Origin of the sequence: Arthrobacter sp. 754 (genome assembly GCF_040548695.1) — a bacterium.
Taxonomy (GTDB): Bacteria; Actinomycetota; Actinomycetes; order Actinomycetales; family Micrococcaceae; genus Arthrobacter.
In genome coordinates this window covers 309145-324225 of the sequence record NZ_JBEPSC010000005.1, presented here as the reverse complement: position 1 = coordinate 324225, position 15081 = coordinate 309145, and the positions used below count along the sequence as shown (strand labels likewise).

General features: G+C 65.6%; 14 protein-coding genes. 6 read left to right on the top strand and 8 right to left on the bottom strand.

Features of this window, described 5'->3' with window-relative positions; translation table 11 throughout:
- Positions 1 to 145: 145 nt before the first annotated feature.
- From ABIA70_RS16210 to ABIA70_RS16200, 3 genes are read left to right on the top strand one after another with little or no spacing between them, the layout of a single operon-like run.
- Positions 146 to 1087 carry an ABC transporter ATP-binding protein gene (locus tag ABIA70_RS16210; RefSeq protein ID WP_354148592.1) on the top strand — a complete coding sequence of 314 codons (942 nt, stop codon included), beginning with the start codon at positions 146 to 148 and terminating at the stop codon, positions 1085 to 1087.
- Entirely contained in the window at positions 1077 to 1877 is an 801-nt protein-coding gene (locus ABIA70_RS16205; protein WP_354148591.1) for an ABC transporter permease subunit, read from the top strand. Before ABIA70_RS16210 ends, ABIA70_RS16205 begins: the two co-directional genes overlap by 11 nt.
- 56 nt (positions 1878 to 1933) lie before the next feature.
- On the top strand, positions 1934 to 2440 hold the full coding sequence (locus ABIA70_RS16200) for a hemerythrin domain-containing protein (RefSeq protein WP_354148590.1): 507 nt from the start codon (positions 1934 to 1936) through the stop codon (positions 2438 to 2440).
- Between the two features lie 118 nt (positions 2441 to 2558).
- Here the strand turns inward: ABIA70_RS16200 and ABIA70_RS16195 are convergent, their stop codons facing one another.
- The 6 genes from ABIA70_RS16195 to ABIA70_RS16170 form a co-directional block, all read right to left on the bottom strand.
- Positions 2559 to 3419 (bottom strand): phosphogluconate dehydrogenase C-terminal domain-containing protein, encoded by an 861-nt coding sequence (locus ABIA70_RS16195; RefSeq protein WP_354148589.1) that lies wholly within the window; start codon positions 3417 to 3419, stop codon positions 2559 to 2561.
- Position 3420: 1 nt separating this feature from the next.
- Positions 3421 to 4251 carry a sugar phosphate isomerase/epimerase family protein gene (locus ABIA70_RS16190; protein ID WP_354148588.1) on the bottom strand — a complete coding sequence of 277 codons (831 nt, stop codon included), beginning with the start codon at positions 4249 to 4251 and terminating at the stop codon, positions 3421 to 3423.
- On the bottom strand, positions 4248 to 5087 hold the full coding sequence (locus ABIA70_RS16185) for a triose-phosphate isomerase family protein (protein WP_354148587.1): 840 nt from the start codon (positions 5085 to 5087) through the stop codon (positions 4248 to 4250). The genes ABIA70_RS16190 and ABIA70_RS16185 overlap by 4 nt, the downstream gene beginning before the upstream one ends.
- Complete coding sequence (locus tag ABIA70_RS16180) at positions 5071 to 5541, bottom strand: ribose-5-phosphate isomerase (RefSeq protein ID WP_354148586.1); 471 nt, start codon at positions 5539 to 5541, stop codon at positions 5071 to 5073. The genes ABIA70_RS16185 and ABIA70_RS16180 overlap by 17 nt, the downstream gene beginning before the upstream one ends.
- On the bottom strand, positions 5538 to 7301 hold the full coding sequence (locus ABIA70_RS16175; RefSeq protein WP_354148585.1) for a dihydroxyacetone kinase family protein: 1764 nt from the start codon (positions 7299 to 7301) through the stop codon (positions 5538 to 5540). Before ABIA70_RS16175 ends, ABIA70_RS16180 begins: the two co-directional genes overlap by 4 nt.
- An 88-nt stretch (positions 7302 to 7389) precedes the next feature.
- Positions 7390 to 8754 (bottom strand): MFS transporter, encoded by a 1365-nt coding sequence (locus ABIA70_RS16170; RefSeq protein ID WP_354148584.1) that lies wholly within the window; start codon positions 8752 to 8754, stop codon positions 7390 to 7392.
- Between the two features lie 212 nt (positions 8755 to 8966).
- On the opposite strand from ABIA70_RS16170, the gene ABIA70_RS16165 reads away from it, so the two are divergent.
- The 3 genes from ABIA70_RS16165 to ABIA70_RS16155 all read left to right on the top strand — a co-directional run bounded on the left by ABIA70_RS16165 (position 8967) and on the right by ABIA70_RS16155 (position 12691).
- The gene (locus ABIA70_RS16165; RefSeq protein WP_354148582.1) at positions 8967 to 9710 is read left to right on the top strand and encodes a FadR/GntR family transcriptional regulator; all 744 of its coding nucleotides are present in this window, start codon (positions 8967 to 8969) and stop codon (positions 9708 to 9710) included.
- Positions 9711 to 9925: 215 nt separating this feature from the next.
- Complete coding sequence (locus tag ABIA70_RS16160; RefSeq protein WP_354148581.1) at positions 9926 to 11836, top strand: D-apionate lactonase family protein; 1911 nt, start codon at positions 9926 to 9928, stop codon at positions 11834 to 11836.
- A gap of 99 nt (positions 11837 to 11935) precedes the next feature.
- Positions 11936 to 12691 (top strand): SDR family NAD(P)-dependent oxidoreductase, encoded by a 756-nt coding sequence (locus ABIA70_RS16155; protein WP_354148580.1) that lies wholly within the window; start codon positions 11936 to 11938, stop codon positions 12689 to 12691.
- A 111-nt stretch (positions 12692 to 12802) separates the two neighbouring features.
- Here the strand turns inward: ABIA70_RS16155 and ABIA70_RS16150 are convergent, their stop codons facing one another.
- Complete coding sequence (locus tag ABIA70_RS16150; protein WP_354148579.1) at positions 12803 to 14350, bottom strand: HNH endonuclease signature motif containing protein; 1548 nt, start codon at positions 14348 to 14350, stop codon at positions 12803 to 12805.
- 78 nt (positions 14351 to 14428) lie between these two features.
- Positions 14429 to 15067 (bottom strand): TetR/AcrR family transcriptional regulator, encoded by a 639-nt coding sequence (locus ABIA70_RS16145; RefSeq protein WP_354148578.1) that lies wholly within the window; start codon positions 15065 to 15067, stop codon positions 14429 to 14431.
- Positions 15068 to 15081 lie beyond the last annotated feature (14 nt).

Sequence of the window (15081 nt, the reverse complement as noted above, 5' to 3'; positions counted from 1 at the left end):
ATCCGACAGCCGATAGTGAGCCGGTATTTCATTGGTTGAAAGCCTTCATCGGCCACCACCCGTATGGTGGCAGGATGCGGGCGGCCTGCGGCCAGCGGGTCGAAAGCCTCTGCGTGCGGCCCCCGCCGGTCACGATACTGAACTTATGTGCGCAGACGCCATGGTGCGGCTCACCGACCTGAGGAAACGCTTTGGGAAGACCACTGCGCTCGACGGCGTCAGCCTCACCATCGGCCCGGGGGAAGTCTTCGGCTACCTCGGTCCCAACGGGGCCGGCAAAACCACAACCATCCGCCTGCTGATGGGAATGCTCCGACCCACCTCCGGCAGAGCTGAGATCCTGGGCCTGGACTGCTGGCACCGCCCCGTTGAGGTTCACAGGGTGGTGGGTTATGTCCCCGGCGAGCCGGCTCTCTATGACCGCCTTACCGGGCACCAGCACGTGACCTTCTGTTCCAACCTCCGCCGCCCCAAGGAGGGGAACGGCAAGGAAAGACACCGTGCCGAAGAGCTGGCCGATCGGCTCGACCTGGACCTTGACCATCCGGCCAGGACGCTGTCGCGTGGCAACAGGCAGAAGCTTGCTGTGGTTCTGGCGATGATGTCAGATCCCCCTCTGCTGGTGCTCGACGAACCCACGGCGGGCATGGATCCCTTGGTGCAGCAAGCGTTCCATTTGCTCCTTCGCGAGCACACTGCCAGGGGCGGAGCCGTCCTGCTCTCATCCCACGTGCTGGGCGAGGTGGAACGTGTTGCGGACAGGATCGGGGTGGTACGGGGAGGGCGCCTGGTGGCGGTCGAGCGGCTGCAGGAGCTTGCCGCCAGATCGCTGCACCGGGTGCGCGCAAGTTTTTCAGAGGACATCTCCGCCGCAGACTATGCGGGCCTCACCGGACTCCGGGACCTGGCCGTGACCGCCCGGTCCCTCTCGTGCAGCGCCCCTCAGTCGTCACTGGATGCGCTGCTGAAAATGGTCAGCAGACATCAGGTGGTGGACTTCGAGTGCGCGGAAGCTCCGCTCGAAGAGACATTCCTGGGCTACTACGGCTCCGATTACGACAGAAAGAACGACGCCGATGCTCACTAGTGTCCTGACCAAGACACTGCGCGACCAGACGCGAAGCCTGATCGGGTGGTGCGTATCCCTCGCGTTGCTTGTCGCCATGTACGTCGCGTTCTGGCCCACTGTGCGGGATCAGCCTTCCATGGGCGATTTCCTTGACCAACTGCCCGAGGCATTCCGCTCGCTGTTCGCCTCCTCGGGTGCGGACATGTCCACTCCTACTGGCTACGTCCAGGTGGAACTGCTGTCCTTCATGGGACCCATCGCGGTCCTGCTGTATGCGGTTGGCACGGGTGCCGGGGCAATTGGGGGCGAGGAGGACAAGCACACACTGGACCTGTTGCTCTCGAATCCGGTCAGCAGGACAAGGGTGGTCCTGGACAAGTTTGTGGCCATGGCTGCCGGGACCTTTCTGCTGGCGTCCGTTACGGGCTTGGCGCTCGTCTTTGAGGGCAGACTCGCTGACCTTGAGCTCGATGAGGGCATGGTGGCCGCAACAATGCTGCACCTTGCCCTGCTCGGCGTCGTGTTCGGCACCGTGGCACTGGCCTTGTCCGCGTCCACGGGACGGACCGGGACCAGCCGCGGGATACCCGCAGTGTTGGCCGTTGTCGCCTACGTGGTCAATGGACTGGCGCCCTTGGTTGACTGGCTTGAAGGCATCCAGAAGTTTTCCCCCTTTTTTCAGTACATCGGCCATGATCCCTTGCGTCACGGAGTCGATGGCGGGAGCCTTGCCGTTTCCGTCGGCACAGCCTTGGTGCTGCTGGTGGTGGCGGTGATGGGCTTCCGCCGCCGGGACGTTGACGCCTGACCGGCGGCAGTCATTCAGAAACAATCCACTGAGGATCAAAAGACAGGAGACAAGTCATGCATCAGGTAGGGAAGAAGGACCCGGGAGCCGAGCAAAGTGCCCTCGTTGCGGTGGAGCATCATCATGCCCGGATGTTGGCGGAGCTTCGGCAACTCGAGGCTTCGCTCGTCCAGGCTGTGGAGGACCGCTCCGGCGACGAACATTCTGCCCGGAACGCGCTGGTCACGTGGTGCGAACGCGAGCTTGTTCCCCACGCCCTCGCAGAAGAGGGCCCGCTCTATACGGGCCCCGGGAAGACTGAACAAGGCCGTCTTCTGGTTGCCGGCATGCTGGCTGAGCATCAGGTCATCGTGGGACTCGTTGAACGCCTCCGGAACTCGGAAGGGGTACGGGCTGCGGTAGCCGGTGGGGCCATTGAGGAGCTTTTCGCCGTGCACCTGGATATGGAAAACCGGCTCCTGATGCCATTCGTCGCCGAATCGCCTGAGCTCTCCCTTGCTGCCGCCGTCGAAGGCCTCCACCAACTGGTAGGGGAAGCCCACCACCGCGAAGAGCGTCGCTGAGGCGGTCCCGGCGTCGGCCCATGGTCGGCGCGGACCGATCGTGCCTGTCATCCGGGAATCTACAAGCACCGATAGCCCGGTGCGCGGCCCTTGCCGCGCACCGGGCTGTCCCGGGGATTTAGCGCTTGACGGCGTCGAGCTTGAGCATCTTGGCGATGACGCTGTCCAGCTCGGAGTCGTCGAAGATCTTCTTCCAGTCGTCCTTGATGATGGTGTCCTTGCCGTACTGGATGGCGATCTCGCAGGCTTCGGAGAACGGGTTGGAGCCGCGCAGGGCGTTGGTGAGGGCGATCTGGACGTGGCCGAACAGCATGGCCTTGGCCGCTTCCTCCGGAACGCCGGCGGTGTGGATGGTCTCGTGCAGTGCCTCGTTGAGCAGGGTGCCGATCATGCAGGCGACGGTCTCCACCAAAGTGGGTTCGAGGATGGCGAGCTGCTTGACGGTGACCCAGTGGACGTCGATGACGGGCGCGTAGATGATGCGGATGGTGGCCTCGGCGGCTGCCTTGGTCTCCTCCGGGGCGTCCTCGTCGATGGCGGCAACCACGTTCTGCGGGGCGCCTTCGCCGCCGAAGGTGTCGGCCCATTCTTCCTTGGTGGTGCGCTCCAGGAACACGGACGGGTGGCAGGGGTGGGCAACTGCCTGGACGACGTCGTCGCGCTTGGCCAGCAGCCCGGCGTAGGCGGCGGCGGGGTCAAGGGTGAGCAGGATCGCTCCGGCTTTCATCTGGGGGACGACGCCTTCGGAGACAACGCCGAGGACGGTGTCCGGGACGGCGAGGATAACCACGTCGGCGCCCTTGACGGCGTCCTCAGTGGACGTGATCCCGCGGCCCTCGGCCTGGATGCGCTCCTGGCCGGCGGGGGAGTTCTCGCTGTAGAAAACGGTGTGGGCGCTCTTCTGCAGGTTGCGGGAAACGCGCATTCCCATTTTGCCACCGGCTCCGATGACGGCGACGGTCAATTTTTCTGCTGACATTTCACTTGCTCCTTAGGAATTCGATGCTTTGCTGGGTCCACTGGTTTTCGAGGCGGATGGTTTCCGCCTCGGAGTCCTGCCACGGCAGCCAGTGTTCGACGATCTGGTTGATGTTTCTTTGGTGGGGCTGGAATTTGCTGACCATGTAGTCGTAGTCGAGCAGGCCTTCACCAAGCGGGGCGCCGGAGTACGTGAAACCGACCCACCCGTCCTTGCGGCTGAAGGCGAAGTCCTTGACGTGCATGTTCAGGACGTAAGGCGCGACGGCGTCAATCACCTCGCGCGGCATCTCCAGCGCCGCGACGGTGTTGGCCGGGTCGCTGCAGATGCCGAGGTACGGGCTGTCCACCCCGCGGATCACGTCCAGGATCCTGGAGGTGGGCACCTGCTCATAGGTTTCCACCGCGATCTTCACCCCGGCTGCCTCGAACTCCGGCAGCACGTCCTTGAAGATCGCCACGGCCTCCTCCGGCGTCGGGGTGTGGCCCGGGACGTTGAACATGGTCCGCAGCAGGGGCGAGCCCAGGATACCGGCGATGTGCAGGAACTTGCGCAGGTGCTCGGGGCGGATGCCCTTGGTGCCGAGCTCCAAAGCGATTCCCAACCGGCCCGCGGTGGCACGGACGGCTTCCAGTTCGGCATCCGTCATGGCTTCGAGCGGGGCGTAATCGCAGACCTGGAACAGGTCCACGCCCAGGGTCGCGGTCCTCTCCAGCGCCTGATGGATGCTGAGGGGTTCGGAGACTTTGTCCGAGAGCTGCCAGAAGAAGGCATAGCTGCTCAGGCCGATCCGTGAACCCTGTCTGGTCCGTGAGCCGGTGGTGGCGCTCATGCTCCGGCCCCAGCTCCGGTGAGCAGGCCGACCCGCGCGGCGGCTTCGTCCAGGATGGTCTTCACCGCCTTCGGATCGTGCGCGAAGCGGCCCAGGAACAGGCCGGCGACGGCGGAATCCAGTTTGGTGATCAGGCCGGGTCCGGCGCTGCCGCCGTAAATCACGCGGCTGTCCGCCTGGCCGGGCAGGTCACGCAGGTGCGCGTCCAGTCCGGTGATGACGGCGCTGATGTACTCCGGGGTTGCCGGTTCCGGGGCGCCGATGGCCCATTGCGGCTCATACGCCACGATGGTCCGGCCTGCGGGTGCCAGGGACTGTGCGCGGTTCAGCGCGCCATCGATCTCTGCCGTGCACTGGGCAATGGCCTCCTCGACTGATCCTTGCTGCAACTCTCCGACGCACAGGACCGGGGTGAGGCCGTTGCGGTACGCCGCTGCGGTTTTCAGTCCGATGATCCTGTCGTCCTCGCCGAAGATCCGGCGCCGTTCGGCATGGCCCACCTCGGCGTACCGTCCGCCAAGCTCGGCCACGGTCCTGCCGCCCACCTCGCCGGTGAACGCGCCTTCGTCTTCCCAGAAGATGTCCTGCGCTCCGGCTGACGCTCCCGCGGCGCCCAGAATCCGGGCAGCTTCGGGAAGTACAGGGAGGGTGGGCAGGACAAAGAGCTCGATGTAGCCGCTCTGGACCGCCGGGTGCGTAAGCGCAATGGCGGCAACGTGGCGGCAGTAATCGACCGAGCGCTGGTAGCCGAAGTACATCTTGAGGCTGACGCCGATGATGGCCTTGGGAGTTGTAGCGGCCGCGCTGGTACCCGGGCTGTTAGCAGGAAGTGACACCCTCGTAGTCCTTAATCAGGGTGACTTTCTCGGCCGAGGCTGAGGTTTCGTCAAAGGTGTAGGTTAGCCATTCCTTGGCGAGGCGGCGGGCCAGTTCCAGTCCGACGACGCGCTGGCCGAAGGTCAGGACCTGGACATTGTTGGACAGGATGGAGCGTTCCACCGAGTAGCTGTCGTGCGCGGTGACGGCGCGGATGCCGGGGACCTTGTTCGCGGCGATGGCCACGCCGAGGCCGGTGCCGCAGACCAGGAGGGCACGGTCGGCTTTGCCGGCGGCGATGAGTTCGGCGGCGGCGATCGCGATGGATGGGTACGGGGTGTGGCTGGTGGCGTCCACTCCCACATCGGTCACGGATTCGACCAGGTCGGAGGCCTCCAGGTCAGCTTTCAGCGCTTCCTTGTAGTCGAATCCGGCGTCGTCGCAACCGACGATCAGGCGCAGTTTGGCGCTCATGCTTTCTCCTTGATGGTTGCTGCAGCTTTCGCCTCGGCGAAAGTGTTGTGGATGGCTCGGACGATCAGTGCCATGGATACCGCGCCGGCGTCCGGGGTGCCGAGGCTTTTCTCGGCGTGCACGCGGGCGCGTCCCATGAGGGGCATCAGCTGGGCGGTGTTTTCGGCGGCCTGCTCGGCGGTGAGGGCGGCGTCACCCCATGCCTCGGTGAGGGGCTTGCCTCCCTCGACGCCGGCTGCCAGGGCATCGCGGAACGGGACCAGGACGTCCACCAGGGTCTTGTCGCCGGGTTTGGCCTTGCCGAAGTCCATGATCGCGGCGGCTGCCCCGGCCACCCCGGTGGCGACAGCACCGGCGTCGGGCGCCCTCGTGTCACCTACGGCGTCACCGACGGCGCGCAGGGCCATGCCCCAGAGGGCGCCGGAGGTGCCGCCGGCCTTGTCGGCCCAAGCATCCGCGGCGAAGTGCAGGGTGGTGGCGGCACCGGCACCGCGGGCGACGGCGTCTGTTGCGGCTGCGACGGCGGCGCGGACGCCGCGTTCCATCCCGATGCCGTGGTCACCGTCGCCCGCGATCGCATCGATCCGGCCCAACTCATCGGCGTTGGCGTCCACCACGTTCTTCGCAGCTCCCAGCGCTGCGAGGACCCGGGCGGCGCCGGCGCGGGACTCCGCCGTCGCCTCCGGAATGGAAACTTCGGCTTCGGAAAGGTCGGCAGCGTCGGCGTCGAGGGCTTCGGCGGTGACGGCTCCGCGGCGGAAGGCCGGAGCGTCAGCCGGGGCGTTCCACAGGGTCTCGAGTTCCTTGTCCAGCCAGAAGAGGGTCAGGGAAGTGCCGGCCATGTCAAAGCTGGTCACGAGTTCGCCCACCTGCGGGTCGACCGCTTCGATCCCTGCTTCGGCGAGGAGCTGTGCGACGCGGCGGTAGAGAACAAAGAGTTCTTCGTACTTGACGCTGCCCAGTCCGTTCAGGATGGGGACCACGCGGGCAGGGGCTGAATCCGCCGAGGTCTCAACACCGTCGGGGACTTCGGTCAGGAGCTTGGCGACCAGCAACTCGGCGAGCTGATCCGCCGTCGGGATGTCCGTCTCATCAATGCCGGGTTCGCCGTGGATGCCCATGCCCACCGCCATCCGGCCCTCGGGGACGGAGAACAGCGGATGGTCCGCGCCCGGCAACGTGCAGCCGCTGAAGGCGACGCCGAAGGAGCGGGTGCGGTGGTTGGCGCGGTCGGCGATGTCCACCGCGGCGTCAAGGGAGTAGCCCGCTTCAGCGGCGGCAGCTGCCACCTTGAAGACGGTAAGGTCCCCGGCGATGCCGCGGCGTTTGGCGCGTTCGGCGAGCGGGGCGGAGGAGACGTCGTCGGTGACGGCGATGCTGCGGCAGTCGATGCCTTCCTTGCGGAGGCGGTCCTGGGCCTGGGTGAAGTGCAGAACGTCACCGGCGTAGTTGCCGTAGCCCAGCAGCACACCGCCGCCGTTGTCCGCAGCCTTGGCCACGTTATAGATCTGTTGGGCGGACGGGGAGGCAAAAAGGTTGCCCATCGCTGCGCCGTGCGCCAGGCCCTGGCCCACCAGGCCGGCGAAAGCGGGGTAGTGGCCGGAGCCGCCGCCAATGACCAGAGCCACGGAGCCCGGAGTGCTCTTGGTGTTGCGGACGACGCCGCCGGAAACGCGCTTTACCCAGCGGCCGTGGGAGGCGACAAAGCCCTCGATCATTTCGTCAGCAAAAGCTTCGGGTTCGTTGAACAGGCGGGTCATGGGAAAGCTCCTGGGCCTAACTAGGGGAGGTCGTGATGCTTCGGTGGTGCGGAGGCGTCCCCGGGCGAGGGGGACGCCTCCGGGTTTGTTAAGGCTCGGCGTGGTGCCCGGCGCCGGCGGGGTCCAGTGCTTCAGCCGGCACACCCTCGCTGACCTTGCCGGAACGGCTAAGCAGGACCATCAGGATGGAGGACATCAGCATGAAGCCGCCGACGACGAACATCGGAACGGTATAGCTGCCGGTCCAATCCTTGAGCCAGCCCGTGACGTAGCCTGCGCTGAAGCCGGCCAGGTTGCCGATGGTGTTGATCAGGGCGATGCCTGCGGCTGCTGCGGCTCCGGTGAGGAACTGCGTGGGTACCGTCCAGAAGTTGGGCAGTGCCGCGAAGATCGACATGGCCGTGATGGTGATAACAGCGATGGTCGCCGCCGGCGAACCGGCGAACAGGGCCAGCGGGATGCTGAGGGCGCCGGTGAGGGCAGGAAGGGCGATGTGCCAGGTCTTGACGCCGCGCTTGGAGGCGTCCTTGGACCAGAAGTACAGCGCGAACGCGGCCGGCAGGTACGGGATGGCGGTGATCAGGCCCTTCTGGAACACGTCGAACTTCGTGCCGTATATGCCCTCGAAGCCGGCGATGATGGTGGGCAGGAAGAAGCCGAGGGCGTACAGGCCGTAGATGAAGCCGAAATAGATCGCGGAGAGCATCCAGACGCGGCCGTTACCGAAGACAGTACGGACGCTGACGTGCTTGTTGCCTGCAGCGGTTTCCTTCTTTTCCTTCTCCAGGGCGCCGGTCAGCCAGGTCTTCTCTTCCTGCGTCAGCCACTTGGCCTTGGCGGGGGAGTCAGCCAGGTAGAACCAGGCGATGATGCCGATGATGATGGCGGGGATGGCGACGCCGAAGAACATGACACGCCAGCCGGCGAGGCCGAAAAGGCCGTGCTGCTGGATAAGGAGGCCGGCCAGCGGGGCACCGATCACGGTGGTCAGCGGCTGGGCCAGGTAGAAGAGGGCGAGGATCTTGCTGCGGTGCCGGGACGGGACCCAGAGGCTCAGGAACAGGATGGCGCCGGGGAAGAAGCCGGCTTCGGCCACGCCCAGGATAAAGCGGAGGATGTAGAGCTGCTCCACGTTGCCCACCCAGGTGAACAGCAGGGAGACGATGCCCCAGCTGACCATGATCCGGGCGAGCCAGCGGCGGGCACCGAATTTGTGCAGGGCCAGGTTGCTGGGGACCTCAAGCAGGATGTACCCGATGAAGAAAACGCCTGACGCAAAGCCGAACTGGGCGGCGGACAGTGCAAGGTCCGTATTCATGCCGTTCGGACCGGCAAAGGAGATTGCCGTGCGGTCCAGATAGTTGATGAAGAACATCAGGGCGACGAACGGCACAAGCCGGATCGCCACTTTCCTGATGGCAGATTTTTCGACCACCGATTGTGTGGTGTCCACGTTGACTCCTAGAAATTGAACTTCCCCGCGCTTCAGTCACTGGAGCTGGGGGGTCTGTGGGTGCCGGAATGAGGGTCCGTGGACCAACCGGCGGCTGAAGCATGTGAGTTCCACCATACGAGCCAAATGCAAATTGGTCAACCGGTTGACGTGTGATTTATTCACATTGCGTCTTACCGGGTGGGAAGGGGGTCGGTTGCTACGCTTGGGCTGTGCCAACAAACTCCGCCGCGTCGACGGCCAAGATCAGCGCAGCCTTGGGGTCAGTGGGCCAGGGATCGGTCGTGTCGGAGGTTGCCGAGCGCCTGCTGGCGTATTTCACCAGCGGGGACATCGCCGTCGGAACACGGCTGCCGGCCGAGCGCCAGCTCGCTGCGTCGCTGGGCGTGGGACGGTCCGCCGTGCGTGAGGCGCTGGCCGCGCTGGAGATCCTGGGCATCGTGATAGTCCGTCCCGGATCCGGTACCTACCTCCGCGACGGGATCTCTGAGCTTCTGCCCCGGACCCTCAGCTGGGGTTTGATGCTGGGGGCACCGCGGACGCGGGAGTTGGTGGAACTGCGCAGCGGCCTGGAGGTCCAGGCGGCGCAGCTTGCTGCTGACCGGATCACCGACGAGGCCCTGGAGCGGATGAAGGGCAACCTCACTACCATGGCCGATTCCCTTGATGACCTCGCCGCCTTCGTGGAGGCGGACGCTTTGTTTCACCGTGAAATCGCGGAAAGCTCGGGAAACCAGGTCCTGCGGGAGCTGCTGCAAAGCATCCGGTCACTGCTGCGGATCTGGGTGGACCGCGCCCTGACCGACGAGGGGCATGCCGCCGCGGCCCTCAAGGAACACCGGGAGATCTTTGCCGCCCTGGAGGCGCGCGACCCGGAGGCCGTCACCCGCACCATGCGCTCCCATATGCAGACGGCCTCACGACGGCTGCTCGCAGGGTTCGACGCTTCACAGTAGAGCTGCTGGCCCAATTAAGCAGACTCAACGGATCATGTCCGCCCTTTGGTCAACCGGTTGACTTGTGCAGGCCGTGATTCAATAATCGGGTACGGCCGGCTCGCCGGCGCCCTTAACCGTTCATCACCCCGCTACTTCCCCCAGCCGCTACTTCTCACCAGCCACGCCGGGCACCCGGGCCACAGCAGCCCCGGGCAAGGCAGAGAGCAGTCCACGTGTCTTTCCAGCCCTCCACCGACCAGCCGGAATCTTCCTCTTCCCTGCAGGCGCGTTTGGCACCCCCAGTCCGGTCACTTTCCGCGGGACCGTGGTCAGCCCAACTGGTGGGCGACGAACTGGCCCACCTGAGCTATGCGGGCAGGCCCGTGCTGCGGGCCATAAAAGCCGTGGTCCGGGATCAGGACTGGCGGACGCCGCCGCCTTCTGTTTCCAATGTTGAGGTCACCCAGGGCCACGACGGCCTGCACGCGAGCTGGAACGTCAAGTACTCCGGCTTCGGCGTGGACTATGACGGCGCCCTGACGGCCCGCTTTACTCCTGTTGCGGTGGAGATTGCCTTCGAAGGGACCGCCGCCCACGCGTTCCGCAGCAACCGGATTGGGCTGGTGGTGCTCCACCTGCCGGCAGATGCGGGACGCGATGTCACGGTGGAGCATCCCGACGGCGGCATCACGGCAGCGCAGTTCCCCCTCGAGGTCAGTCCGCACCAGCCGTTCATGGACATCGCGGCCCTGGAATGGGCCGACGCCGGCACCGCCTTCCGGCTGGAGTTTACGGGCGACATCTTCGAGACCGAGGACCAGCGGAACTGGACTGACGCCTCCTTCAAGACCTACAGCACCCCGCTGGAACGGCCGTTTCCGGTAGACGTTGCCGCTGGGGACACTGTCCGGCAGGCGGTGTTCCTGGAGGCTGCCACCCTGGAACCACAGGAGGCGGTGGAGGCAGCCGCTGCGATGCCGGCCGGCGGAGAATCCGGCGCACCACAGCGGCTGCGCGCCAGCGTGGGCGGTGCAGCCGGACACGTTCCCGGCCTTGCGGTCGGAGCAGGCCAGCACCCCGAAGCGCTTGCTGAAATCCCGGGGCTGGACGCGCTGCTGGTGGAGCTGGTCGAAGTGCAAGGCGGATCTTCCCGGTCCGCCTGGGCCGCCCAATTACAGGCGGCCGGCACCGCGGCCGCTGTCCATGGAGCGGGGCTGGACATCCGTGTAACCACGCCGGACCCGCTGGGCGCTGTTGCGGACGTGGCCCCGTACTTGCCTCTTGCCAAGCGGCTGGCGGTATTCCACCCTGACAGCAACGTGACCGAGCCGGACACCTGGCTCGAATTCAAGGCAGCAGTGCGGGCCGCAGGGTTCGCCGGCGAGCTCCTGGCCGGTGCCCGCTCCCACTTTACGGAACTGAACCGCAACAGCGGCCGCACGCCGTCGGACTCGGACGCCCTGACGTTCAGTATCACGCCCCAGATGCACAGCACCGAGATGGCTCATGTCGTTGACAATGGGCCGATGCAGCGGGTTGTGGCTGAGAATGCCTTGCGGCTGGGCGGGGGACGGCCGGTGCATGTGGGCCCGGTGACCCTGCTGCCGCGCTTCAACGCCGTGGCGACGTCGGGCGAGGGTGCGGAACCGTCGGCGGATGAGCTCCAGGCGTTGCCGTTCACTGCGGCGTGGCTGTTGGCAAGCGTGGGTGCGCTGACGATCGACGGGGTGTCCACGGTCACCTACTTCGAGGCGTCGGGCCCGAGGGGCATCTCCGATTCCGAGGGCAGGATGAATCCTGCCGGCGAACTGCTGAAGGAACTCGCTGCCCTGCGGGGCAACGCTGTCCTGTCAGTCGACGCGGATGCTGCCGGGCCGGGGCGAAATTCTCCGGTAACGCTGTATCCCGTGGACTCATCGGCCGGCCTCATGGTCTTCGCAGCCAACCTGTCGGGTGCGTCCGCTGAGGTTGAACTCCGGCTGCCGGAAGGTGCCGGCGCAGGCAGCGGGCAGTCCATTGCCTTCGGATCAGATTCGGGCTCCCGCGTCGACTTCGGTGCTGATGACGCCGAACACACATCGCACGGGCGGCTGACGCTTGGACCTTGGTCCGCCGGCATCGTACGTTTTCCGGCATCCCGCTGATTCACCTATTGGGCTGGCCGCCACACAATCTTGCAGTACCCACACATACTTTGCTGCCGGCATCTTACGGCGGCGTCACCTCATTGAAAGGAGACCCCAATGGGTCTGCGTCTTGAAGGAAAAACTGCCTTGGTCACAGGGGCCGGTTCGGGGATCGGCCTCGCCGTTGCGCAACGGTTCGTCGCCGAAGGGGCCAGCGTCTACTTTGCTGATATCAACCTGGAAGCTGCCGAAAAGGCCGCCGCCGCTACCGGTGCCGCCGGAGCCCACGCCTTGCGCATGGACATCTCGGACGAAGAGAGCGTGGCCGCGGCATATGGTGCTGTGGCTGATGCGGGGACGCTTGACGTCGTGGTGGCCAACGCCGGCGTGCAGCTCTTCGGCCAGGACGCAAAGGTGGGCGACCTCGACCTTGCAGTGTGGGAGAAGACAGTCAGCATCAACCAGCGCGGTGCCTTCCTCACGCTCAAGCATGCTGTCCGGGCAATGGAAGACGGCGGAGGGTCCATCATCTGCACCGGCAGCCCCACCGCCGTAGTGGCCTGTGGCCAGACGTTCACTGCGTACACCAGCTCCAAAGCCGGGGTGCATGGTCTGGCCCGTGTGGTGGCGGCCGACTACGCGCATGCCGGAATCCGCGTCAACATCGTGGTGCCGGGTTACACCGAGACCCCCTTGGTTCAGGCGATCGCGGACGACCCCGTCAGCCGCGCCGGCCTGGTGGACTCCACCATGCTGGGACGTCCCGGAACGGCTGCCGACGTTGAGGGCATCATGGTGTTTTTGGCCAGCGACGACTCTGCCTACGCCACCGGCGGGATCTTCACTGTGGACGGCGGCCTGACGGCACTGTAGAAACTAGCTAACCAACGCTTATCCAACACTCACCACTTCTCTCACCGGGAAGGGCACTAACCGCGCGATGAATGGAGGCGCAGCGGTGTGCCGTAACCAGGACAGCCGTAACTAGGACAACTGCCAGACGTCCCACTCCAGCCAGGGCTCTTCGAGCGGTGCCGTTGGCCAGTCTGCGTCTGAAGGCAAGGCTGCATCCGGCAGGTGACCTGGTGGTATTTGATCTCTTGAGATTCGTGACCATTCTTCCGGTAGTTGTGGTGGTTCCCAGTCGGGGTATTCGCTGGCGTAGCGTCTGCCTGACGGTGAGATCCAGCCCGGCGGTTCGTGTTGGGTGGCCGAGCCGGGTGTCCAGCCACCGGTGTGCCGAAGCTTGTGGTGTTTCGGGCAGGGTAGGGCCAGATTGGTGATGCCGGTGGTGCCGCCGTGTGCCCAGGCGAGGAGGTGGTCGGCTTCGTTGTCCAGGGATTGGTTGTGGCAGCCGGGGAACGGGCATTTCCCGTCGCGGAGGCGCAGCCACTGGCGTTGGGCTTTGGTGACCGGGTAGCTGGTCCGGCCGATCTCCAGCGGTGCACCGTCCCGCGGGTCTATCAGGACCCGGTGGAACGACGTGGCGCCGTATGCGATGAGCCTGCGTGCCATGGTGACCGGGATCGGCCCGAACCCGTCCAGCATGGCCGGTTCATCCGTGGCGCCGAGGAGGGACATGATGGGCACGGTGAGCAGGACCTGCGCCCTGGGTGACGGCACCCGCCCGGCTCCACCCCCGCCAGTCTGGCTGGCCATTTCACCCGTGCCGCCGGAGCCGGCGGTGAGGTCGTCCGCGTCCCCACCGAGGAGCAGGGTGGCGGCGATGTCGGCACGCCTCTGGGTCATGGTGCGGTCCTCGTCCGGGCCCTGCAGCGCGCGGGCGTCGGCGGTGGTGCGGTTCCAGATCCCGGCGGCCTGGTCCGCGGGCAGGTACGCCGAAAGCCAGGCCATCCCGTCCCGGTCCGGGCGGTATTCCAGCCGTCGGTCGGCAACGCTTCTGGTGTGGCGGTTTTCGATGCTGACCGGGTGGTGCCGTTCGCGCCAGGTCCGGGCCTTGTGCCGGAACCTGGAGGCGACGAGTTCCCCGGCCGGGCAGCCCCGGTTGGGGTTCTCCGCCTCGGGGTCCAGGAAGTGCGCCTCAAGAGCCTGAGCAGCAGAAGCGTCGAGGTTGGTGGTCTCGTCGACCATGACCCGGGCATGCTGCCAGGACAGCGAACCTTCCGTCAGCGCGGACAGAGTCAACGGCAGGACAGTGGTCAGGGCCTGGGATTCAGCCAGCAGGGCCCCGGCGGTCCGCTCACCGATGGTAAGTGCACACGCGACCTCCGCGATCAACGCCATTTCCTGAGCGGTGGCCTCCTGCGGCGACTGTGCCGGTGCTGCCAACGCCGTGGATACCTCGACTAATTCCGCCAGGATCCGGACCTTCTCAGCAGCGGTCCGGGCCTCGCACCGTGCAATCCCGGCCAGGCGGTCCAGACAAAAACCCTTCCGCCAGCGCATGGGATCGGACGGATACGACTCCTCTTGGGGGCGGCCAAGGAGACTGGCGCTGCAATCGAGGCCGTCAGCAGCAGCGGCGGAGCCCATGATGAGTCCCAGCACCTCATCCGCTCTCAGCGTTTCCATACTTGAATCATCCTGCGGGGCACTGACATTTTTGCCCCACCGGACGGTCCCTAAAAATACTTTCGGAAATCTTTTCGATTAGAACTTTTCGGTGGTGAGGGCTTCGAGGAACGCCGCCACTTCGGCGGGCATGTCAACTGAGTCCCTGTCCAGAAGCCACTGAACCTGCAGGCCATCCATCAGTGCGATCAGTTGGCGCGTGGCCGCGGCGGGGACAACGCCAGGACGCAGCCGTCCCTCCCTGCCGACTTCCGTGAATGCGTCGGTCATGATGCCACGGACCCAGTCGTAGCGGCGCAGGAAATACCCGTGGGCGGGGTGTTCGGGGTCGGTCGCCTCTGCTGAGAGGACGCAGTAGAGCGACACCAGACCGGGGATGGTGGTGTTGTACCGCGTGAGCTCTACCAGGGCGTGCAGCAGGTCCAGTCCTTTGGCATCCAAGGCGCCGAGGCGCTCCACGGATTCCTCGTCACGAAGGGTCAGCAGTGACTCCAGGAGGGCTTCCTTGCTGGGGAAGTGGTGGAGCAGCCCGGCCTGGGTAAAGCCCACCTTGTCGGCTATGTCCTTCAGGGATCCGGCCCGGTAGCCGGACGTTGAGAACACTTCAAAGGCAGCGCTCAGGATTTCCTTGCGTCGTGCTTCGGTTTTCGCGTAGGCACCCCGTGGCCTGCCCCGTCGTGGGGCTTCGGCTACTGTTCCGGCCGCCATCTCTGTCATTTCATCACCCTAAC

Bases quoted from the DNA above. Each gene is read 5' to 3' on its own strand.
- ABIA70_RS16210 (WP_354148592.1), top strand. From the start codon at position 146: ATGTGCGCAGACGCCATGGTGCGGCTCACCGACCTGAGGAAACGCTTT.
- ABIA70_RS16205 (WP_354148591.1), top strand. From the start codon at position 1,077: ATGCTCACTAGTGTCCTGACCAAGACACTGCGCGACCAGACGCGAAGC.
- ABIA70_RS16200 (WP_354148590.1), top strand. From the start codon at position 1,934: ATGCATCAGGTAGGGAAGAAGGACCCGGGAGCCGAGCAAAGTGCCCTC.
- ABIA70_RS16195 (WP_354148589.1), bottom strand. From the start codon at position 3,419: ATGTCAGCAGAAAAATTGACCGTCGCCGTCATCGGAGCCGGTGGCAAA.
- ABIA70_RS16190 (WP_354148588.1), bottom strand. From the start codon at position 4,251: ATGAGCGCCACCACCGGCTCACGGACCAGACAGGGTTCACGGATCGGC.
- ABIA70_RS16180 (WP_354148586.1), bottom strand. From the start codon at position 5,541: ATGAGCGCCAAACTGCGCCTGATCGTCGGTTGCGACGACGCCGGATTC.
- ABIA70_RS16175 (WP_354148585.1), bottom strand. From the start codon at position 7,301: ATGACCCGCCTGTTCAACGAACCCGAAGCTTTTGCTGACGAAATGATC.
- ABIA70_RS16155 (WP_354148580.1), top strand. From the start codon at position 11,936: ATGGGTCTGCGTCTTGAAGGAAAAACTGCCTTGGTCACAGGGGCCGGT.
- ABIA70_RS16150 (WP_354148579.1), bottom strand. From the start codon at position 14,350: ATGGAAACGCTGAGAGCGGATGAGGTGCTGGGACTCATCATGGGCTCC.
- ABIA70_RS16145 (WP_354148578.1), bottom strand. From the start codon at position 15,067: ATGACAGAGATGGCGGCCGGAACAGTAGCCGAAGCCCCACGACGGGGC.